Annotated in this window: 11 protein-coding genes; 3 read left to right on the top strand and 8 right to left on the bottom strand. The window is 45.3% G+C overall.

Annotated elements, in window-relative coordinates:
* The first annotated feature begins 21 nt into the window (after positions 1-21).
* Entirely contained in the window at positions 22-459 is a 438-nt protein-coding gene (locus tag IHV80_RS01920) for a universal stress protein (RefSeq protein ID WP_029223337.1), read from the top strand.
* A gap of 85 nt (positions 460-544) precedes the next feature.
* Here the strand turns inward: IHV80_RS01920 and IHV80_RS01915 are convergent, their stop codons facing one another.
* Positions 545-1,507, bottom strand: coding sequence for a D-2-hydroxyacid dehydrogenase (locus tag IHV80_RS01915; protein WP_192889894.1), 963 nt, complete (start codon positions 1,505-1,507; stop codon positions 545-547).
* 34 nt (positions 1,508-1,541) lie between these two features.
* On the bottom strand, positions 1,542-2,276 hold the full coding sequence (gene rluA, locus IHV80_RS01910; RefSeq protein WP_192889893.1) for a bifunctional tRNA pseudouridine(32) synthase/23S rRNA pseudouridine(746) synthase RluA: 735 nt from the start codon (positions 2,274-2,276) through the stop codon (positions 1,542-1,544).
* Positions 2,277-2,434: 158 nt separating this feature from the next.
* On the opposite strand from rluA, the gene IHV80_RS01905 reads away from it, so the two are divergent.
* Positions 2,435-3,706 (top strand): NRAMP family divalent metal transporter, encoded by a 1,272-nt coding sequence (locus tag IHV80_RS01905; protein ID WP_192889892.1) that lies wholly within the window; start codon positions 2,435-2,437, stop codon positions 3,704-3,706.
* Between the two features lie 92 nt (positions 3,707-3,798).
* On the opposite strand, the gene rapA is transcribed toward IHV80_RS01905, so the two are convergent.
* Positions 3,799-6,708, bottom strand: coding sequence for an RNA polymerase-associated protein RapA (rapA, locus tag IHV80_RS01900; RefSeq protein ID WP_192889891.1), 2,910 nt, complete (start codon positions 6,706-6,708; stop codon positions 3,799-3,801).
* Positions 6,709-7,164: 456 nt separating this feature from the next.
* Here rapA and IHV80_RS01895 point away from each other — a divergent pair, with 456 nt between their 5' ends.
* Positions 7,165-8,544 (top strand): PhoH family protein, encoded by a 1,380-nt coding sequence (locus tag IHV80_RS01895; RefSeq protein WP_192889890.1) that lies wholly within the window; start codon positions 7,165-7,167, stop codon positions 8,542-8,544.
* Between the two features lie 120 nt (positions 8,545-8,664).
* Here IHV80_RS01895 and tldD read toward each other — a convergent pair whose 3' ends face one another.
* From tldD to IHV80_RS01870, 5 genes are all read right to left on the bottom strand, one after another.
* Positions 8,665-10,110 carry a metalloprotease TldD gene (gene tldD, locus IHV80_RS01890; protein WP_192889889.1) on the bottom strand — a complete coding sequence of 482 codons (1,446 nt, stop codon included), beginning with the start codon at positions 10,108-10,110 and terminating at the stop codon, positions 8,665-8,667.
* A gap of 19 nt (positions 10,111-10,129) precedes the next feature.
* Entirely contained in the window at positions 10,130-10,942 is an 813-nt protein-coding gene (locus tag IHV80_RS01885; protein WP_192889888.1) for a carbon-nitrogen hydrolase family protein, read from the bottom strand.
* 74 nt (positions 10,943-11,016) lie between these two features.
* On the bottom strand, positions 11,017-14,889 hold the full coding sequence (locus IHV80_RS01880) for a YhdP family protein (RefSeq protein WP_192889887.1): 3,873 nt from the start codon (positions 14,887-14,889) through the stop codon (positions 11,017-11,019).
* A 10-nt stretch (positions 14,890-14,899) separates the two neighbouring features.
* The gene (gene rng, locus IHV80_RS01875; protein ID WP_192889886.1) at positions 14,900-16,369 is read right to left on the bottom strand and encodes a ribonuclease G; all 1,470 of its coding nucleotides are present in this window, start codon (positions 16,367-16,369) and stop codon (positions 14,900-14,902) included.
* Between the two features lie 20 nt (positions 16,370-16,389).
* The gene (locus tag IHV80_RS01870; RefSeq protein WP_192889885.1) at positions 16,390-17,076 is read right to left on the bottom strand and encodes a Maf family nucleotide pyrophosphatase; all 687 of its coding nucleotides are present in this window, start codon (positions 17,074-17,076) and stop codon (positions 16,390-16,392) included.
* Positions 17,077-17,078: the final 2 nt, after the last annotated feature.

The raw sequence follows: 17,078 nt of genomic DNA, 5'->3' as shown, positions 1-17,078 counted from the left end.
TGATAAAAAAGAGAAAAACACATGTATAAACAAATCCTTGTTCCTGTTGACCTTAACGACAAAGGCTTTTCTGATAAAGCTGTTGAATTAGCGGTATGGCACGCAAAGCACAGTAATGCTGAAATCCACATCTTGAACGTATTGCCGGGCATTCACATGTCGATGGTTGCGTCTTACTTCCCGAAAGATGCAGCGAATCAAATGAAGCTCGATGTAAAAAATCAGCTGAAAGAGTTTGCAGACAAGTACATCGACGATGAAGTGGTTTATAAGGTTCACGTTGCCGAAGGTAAAACCTACACAACGATTCTAGATTACGCAGAAAAGCTTGGGGCAGATCTGATTGTGATGCCTAGTCATAAGCGGTCGAAAATCGACAAAGTTGTGCTTGGTTCTGTTGCAAGCAAAGTGGTACAGAACTCACCAATCAATGTATTGGTAGTTAAGCCGCAAGGCTAAATCACTTAATCAACACAACGATCTAAAAAGGTTGGCCTAAAAGCCAACCTTTTTTGTTTTGTGCTCGTATCACTCAATTCTTCAATCAACCCACTAAGTTTTGCGGATTACCGGCAACAAACCCATCAATATTATCGATTAAGATATCAGACAACTTTTGAATTGAACTGTCACTGCCCCACGCCACATGTGGTGTCAGCAGCAAGTTAGGTAAGTGACTGTGAGACAATAGTGGATTCGAGTTGTCTGCAGGTTCTTGTGTAAACACATCCATACCTGCCCCTGTGAGCTCATTACTTTTCAAAGCTTCAACTAAGGCCTGTTCATCGACAAGTCCACCACGGCCAGCATTAATTAGTATCGCACTTGGTTTCATCATTGCTAGCTCTCGCCCTGAAATCAGGTTTCGAGTCGCTTCGGTCAGCGGACAATGCAAGCTGATCGCATCGGCTTGCTGCAACACAGTATCAAAAGGCAGATACCCCTCTCGACAACAGTCAGCCCCTTTGCGCTCTGCAAAAATGACGTTCATGCCTATCGCTTTAGCCAGTATCGCGGTCGCTTGCCCTAAACTGCCACTGCCGATTAATCCCAATGTGCTACCTGCCACATCTTGAATCGAGTGTGTAAAGAAACAGAACTGCTTGTCCTTTTGCCACTCCCCGGCTTCAATGTCTTGATGGTAACCAACAAGATTTCGTTTTAGTGTAAACAGCATAGCAATCACATGTTCAGGTACCGACTGAGTCGCATAGCCTTGCACGTTAGCCACTGCGATATTGTTACCCTTGCAATAGTCTACATCGACATTATTGACGCCAGTCGCTGACACAGCGATCAACTTGAGTTGTTGTGCTTGAACCAAATTATCAGCGTTGAGAACAACCTTATTGGTAATAACCACATCAGCGCCTTCCACTCGCTCAGACACTTGCTCCGGCGAAGTGAAATCATACTCAACCCACTCATGTTCAAAGCTGAGAGGTTTTAAATGGATTTGAGATGGAATGGTGGCTCTGTCGAGAAAGACCACTTTCAACTTCGGCATTGTACTTCCTTGAATTGGTATTGATGACACCATTCTAAGCTTTTAGCTTACTGTAGTCTGGAAGCTCTGGCGCAATTTCAAAGTGCTGCTCGACTTGTGGCGATGCTTGAGGGTAAAAATCACAAGGAACAAAGGCTTTGAACAGTTGGTTGTTCGCCGGATGATAGAAGCTCAGTTCACACGCATGCAAAGCCAATCTATCGCTATAATCAAAAGCTTCAGGCGTTGCATAAAACTCGTCACCCACAATAGGGTTTCCCAACGCCATGCAATGAACACGCAACTGATGAGAGCGACCTGTAATGGGCAGCAATTTCAATAATGTCGTTTGAGACTCTTGTTGCTCCACCACATATCGAGTCTGTGATGGCTTTCCATCATCAAAACAAACTTTCTGCCTAGGACGATTTGGCCAATCACAAATGAGTGGCAGATCAATCAAACCTTCAGCTTCTCCCACTGAACCCCATACTCGCGCATAATACAGTTTGTGTGTCAGTCGATATTGAAACTGCTTCTTCAGATGGCGCTCAGCCTGCTTATGCTTAGCCAATAGCATTAAGCCTGATGTCGACATATCCAACCGATGTACAACCTGAATCTCCGGAAATTCGACAACTAACCGACTCCACATACTGTCGTAATGCTCCGGCAACCGACCCGGAACAGAAAGCAGGCCTGCAGGCTTGTTCACCACAAGAATATCGTCATCTTGATAAACAATATCAATCCACGGTTCACGCGGAGGTGTGTACTGTTCTAACGCCATTGGAGCCTCTTAATTGCTAGTGAATAAATAATTCACGGTTGATTCGTTTATAAAAAAATACAATTTTCAACATTTTTGTACATAAAAGTTGACGAAGTTACGAAACATGGTATTGATAAGGTAACGGAAAATAAGAACTAAGCCTCAAAGGAAAAACGATGGAAAGTACGGCTAAAACCACCACAACACCAACCTCCGCACCACTTTCAAGCCTGATTAAATCTCTTGGCCCAGGAATCATGATGGCCGCTGCTGCGGTCGGTGGATCTCACTTAGTCGCTTCAACGAAAGCTGGCGCCATTTATGGTTGGCAACTAGCCGCACTGATTCTTTTAGTTAACGTATTTAAGTACCCATTCTTTCGAGCTGGCATCCAATATACCCTTGGTACTGGGCAAAGTTTGGTGGAAGGATACTCTAACCTTGGCCGACCTTACCTTGTTATCTTTTCGATACTGAGTGCCATTTCCGCCGTGGTAAATACCGCAGCCTTACTGTTATTCAGTGCAAGCTTACTTAGTTACTTTGTTCCTTTTGACTTAGCCACCAGCACATTGTGCATGATCGTTTTAGCGACGTGTTTGATCATTTTATTCGCTGGCCATTATCGCGCGCTCGATACGCTGTCCAAAGCGATCATGGCGATCCTGACCATCACAACCTTGGCTGCAGTCGCCATTGCTATCGGTTCTCCAGTTGAACCTGATGCGGCTTTTGTTCCACCATCACCTTGGTCATTGGCAGCTATTGGCTTTATCGTGGTAACTATGGGTTGGATGCCCGCGCCTATCGAGATTTCAAGCATCACCTCTATGTGGCTAAAAAGCCAAAAAGAGAAGCAAGAAGTGACCGCTCAATCTGCGCTGTTCGATTTCAACGTAGGCTACATTGGTACTGCACTGCTTGCTTTAGTATTCGTTGCTTTAGGTGCTCTGGTACTTCACGGAACAGGCGTTGAACTGTCTCGCTCAGGTGTTGGCTTCACCCACCAGTTAGTTGGCATTTACGCTTCTACAATTGGTGAATGGTCTCGTCCATTAATCGCTCTTATCGCCTTCTTCTGTATCTTTGGTAGCACCATTACCGTTATCGATGGCTACTCACGCGTGCTTGCTGAATCACAGCGTCTATTATTTAAAAAAGACTCGAGCCCAAGAATGTTGCAAGGCTGGATCATCATTGTCTCTATCGCGGCACTGGCGATTGTGATGTTCTTCAGTGCAGCACTGATGCCAATGCTTGATTTTGCGATGGTACTTGCTTTTGCAACTACGCCATTCTTCGCATTGCTTAACTTCATCTTAGTAAGCAAAACTAAGCTTCCAGAAGCGCTCGCGATTGGCACTAAGCTAAAATGGTTGTCTGTGGCAGGTCTTGTTTACCTATTTGGTTTCCTTGCCGTATTTGTTTGGTGGAAATGGTTAATGTAATTCATCAACCATTACACCTTTCAAACACGAGATAAAAAGAAGGCCTTCATCATGAAGGCCTTCTTTTGTTAAAGCATTTAACTAATTCAAAACTAGTTGTGAGAAACCACAATCAAACGTAGTGAATCTAACTGAACCTGAGCTTTGCTGATGTAACCTGTCAGTTCATTGATTTGAGCTTCAATAACCTCTAGCTCTTCATCACGAATATTAGGATTGACCGCTTTAAGTGCTTGTAGGCGCTCTAACTCACCGTTCAGATTAGTTTGCATGTCTTTCTGAGCTTGCTGACGAACTTCTTCAACCTTAGGAAGTACATGCGTCTCACCCGCTTCGATTAGCTTGTGAATCTCGCCTTGTACCGAATTCACTAGCTTGCTCGCTAAGTGACGATTTACCGGGCTTAGCTGACGGTTAAAGCTATCGAACTCAACCTGAGCAGATAAATCATTACCACGACCATCCATCATCAAGCGAACCGGCGTCTTAGGTAAGAACTGGCTGATACCGCTGCGCTTTGGCGCTTGTGCATCAACAAGGTAAACCAACTCAAGCAGAATTGTACCAACAGGTAACGCTTTGTTCTTCAGTAGAGATACCGCAGACGCGCCCACACCTTCACTCAATAGCAGATCAATACCGCCTTGAATCATTGGGTGTTCCCAGCTAATGAAGTTCATGTCTTCACGAGAAAGCGCCGTTTCACGATCAAACGTGATCGTTGCACCTTCATAAGGTAAGCCAGGGTAGCTTGGTACCATCATGTGTTCAGAAGGTGTCACCACTAGCGCATTTTCACCCTTGTCATCTTGGTTCAGACCAATGGTGTCAAACAGGCTCAGTGCAAACGAAACTAGGTTAGTATCACCATCGGTAGAAGCAATTTTCTCTGCAATCTCATGGGCTTTATCGCCACCATTTGAATGCATCTCTAGTAGGCGATCTCGGCCTTTTTCTAGATCCGATTTCAGGCTTTGATTGAGCTTCGCTGATTCTTCAATGACTTCATCAAGCTGATCGGTGTTACCAGATGCCAGCATTTCAATCAGTACATCAGAATACTTATCGTAAACTGTGCGACCTGTAGGACAAGTCTCGGCAAATGCATTCAGACCTTCATCGAACCAACGCGCTAAAATCGCTTGCGATGTACCTTTTAGATAAGGAACATGAATGTCGATATCACGAAGCTGACCGATACGGTCCAAACGACCAATACGTTGCTCAAGCAAATCAGGGTTGAATGGCAAATCGAACATCACTAACTGGTTTGCAAACTGGAAGTTACGACCTTCAGAGCCGATTTCGCTACAGATAAGAACCTGAGCACCGCCCTCTTCTTGAGCAAAGTAGGCCGCAGCTTTATCACGCTCTAGAATCGACATGCCTTCGTGGAATACCGTTGCACGCACGCCTTCACGCTCACGCAGTGCTTGCTCTAATTGAAGAGCAGTACTTGCACGCGAAGCGATCACTAGGATCTTTTCGCTACGCTTGTCTTGGATCTTTTCAATCAACCAGTTCACACGTGAATCGAACTGCCACCAGCTTGAGTCTTCACCTTCAAACTCTTGGAAAATCTCTTCTGGGTACAGCATCTTCATTGCACGAGCTTCTGGTGCCATCTTGCCACCGATCATGCCCGATACGCGCATCGAGGTGGTGTACTGCGTTGGAATATCCATCGGCAGTAGGTTTACATTACGCTTAGGGAAGCCTTTGATTGCAGCACGCGTGTTTCTGAATAGAACACGACCTGTACCATGGCGATCCATAAGGTTATCAATCAGTTCTTGGCGAGCTAACGCTTGCTCTTCTTCGCTGCTATCACCTTCGATAACGCGGAATAAAGGCTCAACATCTTGCTCAGAAAGAAGCTCTGTAATCTGGTTCTTCGCGCTGTTTTCAAGCTTCACGCCAGAAAACAATGCCGTTACTGCATCAGCAACAGGGGCGTATTGGTCTTCTTCTTCAACGAATGCTTCGTAATCGTAGAAGCGATCAGGGTCAAGCAGACGCAGACGTGCAAAGTGGCTCTCACGACCAAGCTGTTCCGGCGTTGCTGTCAGTAGCAGTACGCCAGAGGTGTTTTCAGCTAAGCCTTCAACCACTTGATATTCACGGCTTGGCTTATCTTGGCTCCACTCAAGGTGGTGCGCTTCATCGACAACCAACAGATCCCACTCACCTTCAAGAGCTTGCTCGTAACGCTTGCGGCTCTTACGTAAGAAGTCCAATGAACACAGAACGTATTGTTGAGTATCAAATGGGTTGTCTGATTCAGCAAAAGATTCAATACAACGCTCTTCATCAAAGATAGAAAAGTGCAGGTTGAAACGACGCATCATCTCAACTAGCCATTGGTGTTGCAGCGTTTCAGGCACCACAATCAGAATACGCTCAGCACGGCCAGACAACACCTGTTGGTGGATGATCATGCCAGCTTCGATAGTTTTACCTAGGCCAACTTCATCGGCGAGTAAAACGCGCGGAGCGTGACGACGACCAACTTCATGAGCAATGTAAAGCTGATGAGGGATAAGACCTGCACGCATACCACACAAGCCGCGCATTGGGCTCTTGTGTTGTTGGTATTGGTTGCTTAAAGCACGGTAGCGCAAGACAAAGTTATCCATACGATCAATTTGACCTGCATATAATTTATCTTGCGGTTTATTAAAACGGATTTGGTTGCTTAAGAAGATTTCTCGTAGAGCCACATCCGCTTCTTGAGTATCTTCACGAGTACCCATGTAAGTCAGAATGCCTTTGTCTTCGATCACTTGCTCAACCGACAAAGACCAACCCTCTTGGCACTCGATGACGTCGCCGACATTAAACGTTACTCGGGTTACGGGAGCATCCGTTCGTGCATACACACGATTCTCTTCTGATGCTGCAAACATTACTGTCACTGTTCGAGCATCCATTGCTACAACGGTACCTAAACCTAAATCGCTCTCCGTATCGCTTATCCAGCGTTGCCCCAAAGCAAATGTCATGAATCGACTACCTCAATCTTATAGTTGGAATTTGGTCTTTTTAACTAAATTGTTATCAGAACTTTCTGACTCTCAAAATAAAAATATAGCTAAAAATGCCTAATTTGCAGCCACTTTTAAAGTGCGCTTAAGATAAAAATCATCTTAAGGAAATGGTGCAGAAAAAGGTCGCTAATCTTACTCGATGCTGTGATTTAGGTCACGTCTAAAGGCCGCTATTTCACGCTTTTTTTCTGTTTTCGCTAATGCAATCAAACTGTCAAAAATTCATGGTTAATCTAGAGGGAGTAGATAAGTTATTTCGAGCAGACTCTTCATATTTGAGCTATTACTACTAGAGGTAGGATCTACTCGGTGTACTTTTGATAAGTGCTTGATAGTAATGCCGTCAAACACATCAAGAGTTTGCTAGCGTTCAATCAACCCATTCGAGCCACGTGGTGGCAAGGAGATGCTATGGGCGATACCAATCGGAAATTATTTGTTCTAGATACCAATATCTTACTTCACGAACCCTTTGCTATATTTTCGTTTCAGGAACACGATGTCGTCATCCCAATGACGGTACTCGAAGAACTCGACAGAATTAAGGACAGTAAACGCGATGTTGCTCGCGATGCCAGAGTCGCAATCAGAGCATTAGAAGATCTTTTCCATGACGCAACCCCAGACAAAATATCCGAAGGCATTCCTTTCTCAACCGATGTAAACGCTTCAGGCACCATTTCAATACTCGCAGACTACGAACTTCAAGAAAGCATTAAAGCCTTTGCCGACGATAAGGCTGGCGACAATCGTATCCTCAATGGTGTTTTGTACTTACAAAATAAACGCGCGCCACGAGAAGTGGTACTCATTACCAAAGACATCAACATGCGCTTGCGAGCGAAAGGTGCAGGTGTACGCTTTGTTGAGGACTACCAAACCGACCAATTAATCGATGACGTTCAATACCTCACTAAGGGCTTTCAACAGCTTGAAGGGTCATTTTGGGATGGTATAGACAATGTTGAGAGTAAGAGTCTTGGAGGGAAAACACTGCACACCCTCGCAAGAACACCATTCGAACCCACATTCATCAACCAGTACATTATTGATCAAGACAGTGATTTTGCTGCTCGTGTCGAAGAGATTGAACCGGAAACCATCACCCTGCGAGACTTAAGCCGAGAACGATTAATGAACCGCAGGGCGTGGGATATTACGCCAAAGAACATTTATCAAGGCATGGCGATTGATGCGTTACTTGACCCCGATATTGATTTGGTGATTTTAACTGGTGCTGCCGGGAGCGGGAAAACCTTGCTTGCCATGGCAGCCGCTCTTGAACAAACCATTGAGCGCAAACATTTCGATAAGATCATCGTAACCCGAAACACACCTGACATCGGCGAATCCATTGGTTTCCTTCCCGGAACCGAGGAAGAGAAGATGTTGCCTTGGTTAGCAGCGGTGACCGATACACTCGAAGCGTTACACAAGAATGATCACTGCACCGAAGGGTCGATGAAATACATCTGCGATAAAGCCAATATCCAGTTCAAATCAATCAACTTCATGCGTGGCCGTTCGATCCAGAATGCGTTTGTACTGCTGGATGAGTGCCAAAACCTCACCGCGTCTCAAATCAAAACCATCATCACCCGTTGTGGTGAAGGTACCAAGATCGTCTGTTCAGGAAACCTAGCTCAGATAGATTCTTCCTACTTAACCCCTGTTACATCAGGCCTCACCTACATGGTCGAACGTTTTAAAAATTTCGAAGGCAGTGCCAATATCCACCTTAATGGTGTGGTGCGTAGCCGACTGGCAGAGTTTGCTGAAGAGAACATGTAGACAATTATGCACGTTCACTGAATCAGTAACCTAGAAACAAAAAAGCGCCTCCAGTTGGAGGCGCTTTCAATCTATTTTATGGCGAGAGATTTTGAAACAAATTCGTGCTGCTGACCTGAATTACTCAGTACCACCAACCGTTAGAGAGTCTAGTTTCAATGTTGGCTGACCAACACCGACTGGCACGCTTTGACCAGCCTTACCACATACACCAACACCGCGGTCGATGCTTAGGTCGTTACCGACCATAGAAACTTGCTGCATCGCTTCAATACCAGAACCGATTAACGTTGCGCCTTTCACTGGGTGAGTGATCTTACCGTTTTCAATCATGTACGCTTCAGAAGCCGAGAACACAAATTTACCAGAAGTAATATCAACCTGACCACCACCGAAGTTCGGTGCGTAGATGCCTTTCTCAACAGTAGCAATGATCTCTTCAGGTGTGTGCTCACCCGGCAGCATGTATGTGTTGGTCATACGCGGCATTGGAAGATGCGCGTAAGACTCACGACGACCGTTACCTGTTGGTGCCACACCCATTAGACGAGCATTCAACTTGTCTTGCATGTAGCCTTTTAGGATGCCGTTTTCGATTAACGTGTTGTACTGACCATTAACACCTTCATCATCCACGTTTAATGAACCACGAAGATCAGTCAATGTACCGTCATCAACAATCGTACATAGGCTTGAAGTGACCTGCTCGCCAATCTTGCCAGAAAAGACAGAAGACTCTTTACGGTTAAAGTCACCTTCTAAACCGTGACCTACTGCTTCGTGTAGAAGAACGCCCGGCCAACCAGAACCCAGAACAACTGGCATTGCGCCTGCAGGAGCAGCGACAGCTTCAAGGTTAACGAGAGCTTGGCGAATGGCTTCATCAGCAAATTGGTAAGCCACTTGAGAGCCGTCAACATCACTTAAGAAGAAATCGTAACCAAAACGACCACCGCCACCAGCGCTACCACGTTCACGACGATCGCCTTTCTGCGCTAGTACGCTGATTGATAAACGAACCAACGGGCGAATATCACCAGCGAAAGTGCCGTCAGTCGCGGCAACAAGCATCTGCTCGTGTACACCGCTTAGGCTTACAGAGACTTCAGTCACCATTGGCTCTTTAGTACGAATGTAAGCATCTAATGATTTTAGTAATTCTGTTTTCTGCTGTTTTTCCCAGCTCGCTAGCGGGTTAACAGCATCATAGTAAGCTTGGTTAGAGTTGCGTTTGAAGGCTTGAACCTTGCCATTTTGACCTTGCTTCGCAATACCACGAGCCGCGATCGCGCTCTGCTTAAGACCATCCAATTGGATTTGATCAGAGTAAGCAAAACCGGTTTTTTCACCCGATACAGCACGAACACCAACACCGCAGTCGATATTAAAAGAGCCATCTTTAATAATGCTATCTTCTAATACCAACGACTCGTGCCAGCTCGATTGGAAATAGATATCAGCATAATCAATTTGGCGGGTAGCAATGCTCGCCAGTGTATCTGCGATATTTTGCTCCGTCAGCCCTGTCGGGGTTAGTAGCGCTTCTTCAATTTGATTAATGCTCATAAATGGCTCTTGTTTAAAATTAAAATTGATTGGTGAATCGAGAGTGCTGCGCTATTGGCATATTCTGCCTGATCGATTCGCAACTGGATGTGTCTATCTCAACCACCATACTTTTAGGGTCTTGGTCTAACTGTGCGACCACTCGCCCCCATGGATCAACCACCATTGAGTGTCCCCATGTTTCTCTTTGGCAGGGATGTTTCCCACCTTGCCCTACCGCGACAATCCAAGACTGAGTCTCGATGGCACGGCACCTTAATAAGGCTTCCCAGTGAGCTTGACCTGTAACGGCCGTAAACGCCGCGGGAACCACGATGATCTGCGCACCTTGCTTGCGTAACTCTGAATACAAGTGAGGAAAGCGCACATCATAACAAATACTCAAACCTAAGCGACCAAAAGGCGTTTCCGTTGTCACAACTCGGTCACCCGGCGTGAAAATATCGGACTCGCGATAACATTTATGCGCATCAGCCACATCAACGTCAAACATGTGCAGCTTATCGTAATGAGTCACTAAGGCGCCAAAATCATCGATAACTAATGTGGTCGTAGTGACACCAGCAGCCGTTCTAATTGGCATGCTACCGACAACGATCCAAACACGGTGTCGTTTTGCTAACTCAGACAGCTTCTGCTGCAAAGGTCCATTATTCAAAGGTTCTGCATACTGGTGATAGTCGGCTTTGTTGCCAAACACTAATGCATTCTCAGGACAAACAACCCACTTAGCCCCTAACGCTTTGCACTTTGCTAGCTCGTATTCAAGGTAAGCAAGGTTATGCTCAGGGACTGGGCCTGAAGTCATTTGAATCAATCCAACACAATCCATGTGCACCACTTCTCCATTCATTATGATTCAGAAATCTGAATTTAGCCGTATATAAACTGACTCGCACCTAACGACTATTCCGCCAATTTCCTCAGTTTTTCTGGTAACTGAAACTCACCAGAGCTACGCGAAAGCTCACTTACTATTGGCGAATCCAGCGGCCCTTTTACCGAGTAATTTACTTGAGTAAAGACCTCAACAACCGGTGAAATAACCGTAGTCACCGCCAATACATACAGTGCCGTTTGCGGGGTTACCGCAAACGCCGTTAATACAGGGATCCCTGACGTGATATCAGGAGTGAAGTTGACCTCTGCATCCACCTGACGAGTATTCAGATTCGCGATACCTTTGATCTTCATCTCACCAGCAACCGCATCCATGTTCAAATCATTGGTTAAGAAGATACCATTTTGGATCTCGCCAGTACCCGTAATACTGTTGAATGCCATGCCTTTATCAAACACATCAGAGAAATCGAGCTGCATTTTACGGATAATCGAATCTAGACTAAACAAACCAAGCAATCGAGCCGCGCCACTCACGTCCGAGATGATGCCTTTACCCAGCTTGGTTTTAACGTTGCCGTCAATGGTATCCATTTGAATACCCCACGGAGAGCCGTCCCACTCAAGCTGACCTTCCAATGCAAAAGGCGCTTTTTGAATCCCTGACGTAATACCGAAGCGTTCCATTAACTCACTGTTATTTTCACCTTCGACATCAATAGATAACGATGAATGACTCTTGTCACCATTCAGTGCCCACCAGCCACTCACATCGGCTTTATTGTTTCCGCTTCGAACTTGAATCTTGTTCCACTCAATACGATCGTCTTGCCTTGCTAGCTCAACATCGACCTTACCGACTTTATAGCCTTGCAACCAAAAATCGTTCAGTGTGAGCTTAAGATTAGGCATCGCATCATAGATCTTTTTATCAAGTTCAGAGATCAATGGTGCTTCTTGCTCTTTTCGTTGCAGCAGTTGTTCTTGATTTTTCTTGTCACTCCATTCAGGAACGAACAAATGTAGACGATCTAGAGACACAGTTAAGTCGTATGGGGGCAAATAATTGATATCCCCTTCGATCTCTTGGCTAGTCACTTCCATTTGCCAAGCTTGCTTGTTCTTGCGAGCACTAAAATCGACGTCATTCCAAGCTATGCCGCCTAAAATCAGCTCTTTACTCTCAAAAGTAATACGGCTAGGCGCTGGAATGGTTGGTGTGTTCATTTGGCTAAGGACAGCTGTTGATGGCTTCACGGGCTCCATCGCAACCGATAACCAATCATCGGCATTAAATTTGTCGGTACGGATTAAGGCATGATGTCCAACAACAGGGCTAATTTTATAACCACCACGACCCAGCACTAAATTGGTTGCCGTGAGTTTTGGAACCTCACCCGTAATATCAATTTCAGCTTGATACTTGGTATTCGGCAGCTGCAGGCGCGCAGTAATGGCTTCTTGGTTGCCCGAGGCTTGTAGCCTAGCAGAGCCACTCTCCAAGGATTTTTTCGCCAATGGATAAGGGTAATCACTGGCTAAATACTTAAGATCTGACTGTAAGTCTAACTGGTAGCTGAAGCCTATATCATTGAGTTGAATATCAATCTGGCTTTGCCATTGCGCATGACCCGACAGGCGACTCAACCACTGTTCGCCAATATAAGGCTCTAGAGGTTTCACGTCCCAGTCACCTAAAACATCAATATCAACCGCATAACCTGGGCCGTCATTAAGGCCTTTAAAATCAACAGAGATGCCTTGTTTTAATAAATCAGCTGATAAGCCATTCGCCGTGATGACATCATTATCAAACTCGATACGTCCCGTTGTGTTTTCGAGCACCATTGGCGGTGCCTCAATCTCAACATGATTATCTTTGAGATCGGCATAACCCCATGCTCTTGGCTCTTTTTCTGAATCAAAAGGAATATTGAGTTGGAATTCAGACGATACATCACCACTCACTTGCAGCGCCGTCAAGGCAGCACCCACAGAGTCAACCAATGGCGAGGCCGTCATATAATCACGAACAGCATTACCCGAAGCCGTCGCTTTTGCTTCAATCTCAATATGGCCGCCTTCTCCTAAATAAGGAATACGCCCGGTAATACGGTCAGCCGTTACGTCCATCAATTGAGCAGAGCGCGAATCAAGGTGCATCGCATCATTTTCAAATAGGAGATCAAGCTGAAGATCGGTGATCAGTGGCCACGCCGTATCAAAGCTGAACTTCGCATTTTCTAGGCCAACCCAAACTTGGAAGATCCCGTCATGGTTAGTGTATGGGTATTGACCCAGTTCACCATGCCATAATAGTTTTACCGTATCGGCTTTACCCGCTTGAATTGCAGTAGACAAGTAATCTGTTAGATCTTGTCCAAGTGCCAACGTCGGTAAATAACGCCATGTTTCACCCACATTGTAAGCGTCCGCTTCACCGTAGAAAGACAAGAACGGGCTCGCATCATTCGGAAAGTCCAAACGAAATGCACCCAAAACTTGTAAGTCTGGTGTTGCTGCGGTGATTTTATCAGACCAAAGCTTCCAGCCGTTTTCATCTTGCTGCCAAACAATATCGACCTGACCTTGTCTGATATTGAGAGGCGCTTGGAATACATCGCCATAAGGGAACACATCATCAATAACATGAAGGCTCGCTTTCGCTTGTGACGCAGAACCAAACACACTGCCTGAAACTTGGCTAAAGCCTGGAACTAATTCCCATTGCTCGATGGCAAGATCACTAAAACTCGCTGAATAACGTAAGCTTTCGATGCCAGAATCCATTGAGACCCGAATATCAGAAACGGATCCACCAGGCTTCAACGAATTAATCATTTGGGTGGATTGCTCGGAGTCCGGCATTAGCTTAATGAGCGGAGTAATGGCCTCAATATTCAGTTCAGAGACATTAAGTTGCCACGGGCCTTTGTCCCATTTGAATGCAACATCTAACTCAGGCCAAGGCGTGTCATCAGTTCTAAGATTAAGTGAGTGACCATTCACTTGCCATCCATCATCAATAGGAGACAACTTAAAGACACCTGATTCAAACATCAAGTCATGTTGACCATCTTCGTTCCAACTCAATTCCGAAGGCAGCACTTCTACGTAGGCATTTACCGGCTTACTGTTTTGCAGGGTAACCCAACTATTCAGGCTCACCGTGCCCGTTTCTATACCGGATTCGGCCTGCATGTAACGAGTTAGCCATGGTTTAACCGAGATGTTGTCTGCACTCACATAGAACTCACCGCTCACATCGGCCAATGAGCCAGCATCGATAAAGTTAGCACTTACTGACAACGAGTTAAGATTGGCGTCTTTAATGCTAACAACACCTTCCGCGAGGTGGTGCTTACCTGAGTTTTTCCACTTTAAGGTTTCAATATCGAGTTGGCGCTCTTCATCAGAGATGGTTCGATACACAAGTGAGGAGTCTTTGGCGGTCACATCGACTAGCGTTTTAAGTAGCAAGTTGTCCAGCTCTTGCATAACCCGCTTTGAGGAGCCCGATTCTTTAGGTTTATCTTTGCCGTTCTGCCCCGCAAACAGATCGATCGAACGTATATCCAGATACATTCGATTCATTACAAGGTCAGCAACAACAGGACGCATCTGTACCAGAGATTGAATCAAATCAAATTCAACTTCGACACGCTCTACAGAGAAGGTCACATCTTCAGCATTAGGAAGACGAGCTTGAACGCCTTGCAGCGCGATAGAGGGATGAGTGTTACGCCAAAAGCCACCCACATCTTGAATAGAAAACTCAAAACCGGAATGTTGGTTTACCCAAAGCTCAATTTCAGATTGATACTTATTTAAATTGGGTAAGGCGACACGCAGTGTAGTCACAGCAATGGCTAGCGTTACTAAGAGAGTAACCACTAACCACAGACACGTACGTAAAATCAGAGTAACACTAGAACTCACAAAATATCCATTACATCATAACGACATCAAACTGCTCTTGTATGTACAGAGGCTCAGCCTGAATTTTCACTTGTTTACCAATAAAGACTTCAAGCTCTGCAAGCGCATGAGACTCTTCACCCTCTAATGCCTCGGCAACCGCCGCTGCCGCATAAACCACGAACTTATCCGCATCGTAGGCACGATTTACACGAGTAATTTCTCGAAGTATTTCATAACAAACGGTTTCGACTGTCTTCACACTGCCACGACCTTCACAGGCAGGACAGCTAGAGCACAGAATATGCTCAATACTTTCACGGGTACGTTTACGAGTCATCTCAACCAAACCAAGCTGTGTGAAGCCATTAATGTTGGTTTTCACACGGTCTTTATCGAGCGCCGCTTCTAAAGAAGTTAGTACTCGCTTACGGTGTTCTTCAGACAACATATCAATAAAGTCGATAATGATGATGCCGCCTAAATTACGCAGACGAAGTTGGCGAGCAATCGCTTGAGTCGCTTCGACATTGGTATTGAAAATCGTTTCTTCTAAATTACGACGACCAACAAAGGCACCGGTATTGATGTCGACGGTCGTCATCGCTTCTGTTTGGTCGATAATTAAATACCCACCAGACTTCAATTCTACTTTACGATCCAGCGAACGCTGTATTTCGTTCTCCGTATCGTACATATCAAAAATAGGTTTATCACCTTCGTACAATTCAAGCTTATCGGTAAGCTCAGGTACGTACTCCGAAGTAAACTCTTTCAGGTTTTCATATTCGAGACGAGAATCGACCTGAATCTTACTCAGCTCAGTCCCCACGAAATCACGTAAGATACGCTGACTTAAACACAGCTCACCATACAAGCGAGTACGCGCTTTATGCTTACCACGACGCTCTAATACTTTGAGCCACAAACGCTTCAAGAAAGCGGCGTCTTGTTCAAGCTCATTAAAATCAGCGCCTTCAGCAGCAGTACGGATGATAAAACCACCATGCTCATCACAGTAACGAGAGACGGCTTTTTTAAGACGATTACGTTCTGACTCACTTTCAATACGCTGAGAAACACCTACATGGCTGGCTCCCGGCATAAACACCAAATAACGAGATGGTAAAGTGATATCTGTGGTTAAACGAGCGCCTTTTGTTCCAAGAGGATCTTTAACAACCTGAACCACAATATCCTGACCTTGACGAACAAGCTCGGAAATATCACGTACCTGAAACTGCTTCTTTTCATTTTCAGCAACACATTCAGTGTGCGGAACAATGTCTGAGGCATGTAAAAATGCTGCTTTCTCAAGGCCTATATCCACAAATGCAGCCTGCATTCCAGGAAGAACACGGCTTACACGTCCTTTATAGATATTTCCTACGATACCGCGTCGAGCATCTCGTTCGACATGGATCTCTTGAAGAGCTCCCCCTTCAATCATGGCCACACGAGTTTCACTCGGGGTCACGTTCAGCAACAATTCAGCACTCATGGTGCACCTCAGATTAGTAATTATAAGAATTCTTGCAGTAGCTGGTCCGTTTCAAATAAAGGTAAGCCGACAACGGCGTAATAACTACCTTCAATTCGGGTGACAAAACGTCCACCCAAACCTTGAATACCATAGCTACCGGCTTTATCGCATGGCTCCCCTGTTTGCCAGTATTGTTCTATTTCTTTTTCACTGAGGGGTTTAAACCATACGTCGGTAATAATGATTTCTGTTTTTTGTTTTTCAGCAGAAACGACAGAAACGGCCGTCATTACTTGATGACGTTCATTCGCTAACTGAGTAAGCATACGCTTAGAATCAGCAAGATCTGCAGGCTTCTCGAGCACTTGCCCTTGGCTGACGACCACAGTATCAGAGCCAAGGACCACTATTTCAGAGTCAAGAGCTGCGATATCAGAGCCAACAGCAGCAATATCAGAGCCTAGAGCTACATTGTCGGAACTAGAAACTACAGTATCAGAACCAGTAACGACATGCTGCTTTTCAGAAGAATTCTCTGTTAATAAAGATAGCGCTGCTAAGGCTTTATCTAAAGATAGACGTTGAACGTACTCTTCGGCGGTTTCTTGGGCGTGTTTACACTCTTCCACATTGGTCACAAGGACAGAAAACTCATAACCAAGTTGGGATAACAATTCTTTGCGGCGTGGAGAACCGGATGCCAAAACTAAATGTTTCTTTTCCATTA

Source organism: Vibrio bathopelagicus, assembly GCF_014879975.1.
GTDB classification, from domain to species: Bacteria; Pseudomonadota; Gammaproteobacteria; order Enterobacterales; family Vibrionaceae; genus Vibrio; species Vibrio bathopelagicus.
This window is presented reverse-complemented; position numbering and strand designations above follow the sequence as displayed.

Bases quoted from the DNA above. Each gene is read 5' to 3' on its own strand.
- IHV80_RS01920 (WP_029223337.1), top strand. From the start codon at position 22: ATGTATAAACAAATCCTTGTTCCTGTTGACCTTAACGACAAAGGCTTT.
- IHV80_RS01915 (WP_192889894.1), bottom strand. From the start codon at position 1,507: ATGCCGAAGTTGAAAGTGGTCTTTCTCGACAGAGCCACCATTCCATCT.
- rluA (WP_192889893.1), bottom strand. From the start codon at position 2,276: ATGGCGTTAGAACAGTACACACCTCCGCGTGAACCGTGGATTGATATT.
- IHV80_RS01905 (WP_192889892.1), top strand. From the start codon at position 2,435: ATGGAAAGTACGGCTAAAACCACCACAACACCAACCTCCGCACCACTT.
- rapA (WP_192889891.1), bottom strand. From the start codon at position 6,708: ATGACATTTGCTTTGGGGCAACGCTGGATAAGCGATACGGAGAGCGAT.
- IHV80_RS01895 (WP_192889890.1), top strand. From the start codon at position 7,165: ATGGGCGATACCAATCGGAAATTATTTGTTCTAGATACCAATATCTTA.
- tldD (WP_192889889.1), bottom strand. From the start codon at position 10,110: ATGAGCATTAATCAAATTGAAGAAGCGCTACTAACCCCGACAGGGCTG.
- IHV80_RS01885 (WP_192889888.1), bottom strand. From the start codon at position 10,942: ATGGATTGTGTTGGATTGATTCAAATGACTTCAGGCCCAGTCCCTGAG.
- rng (WP_192889886.1), bottom strand. From the start codon at position 16,369: ATGAGTGCTGAATTGTTGCTGAACGTGACCCCGAGTGAAACTCGTGTG.
- IHV80_RS01870 (WP_192889885.1), bottom strand. From the start codon at position 17,076: ATGGAAAAGAAACATTTAGTTTTGGCATCCGGTTCTCCACGCCGCAAA.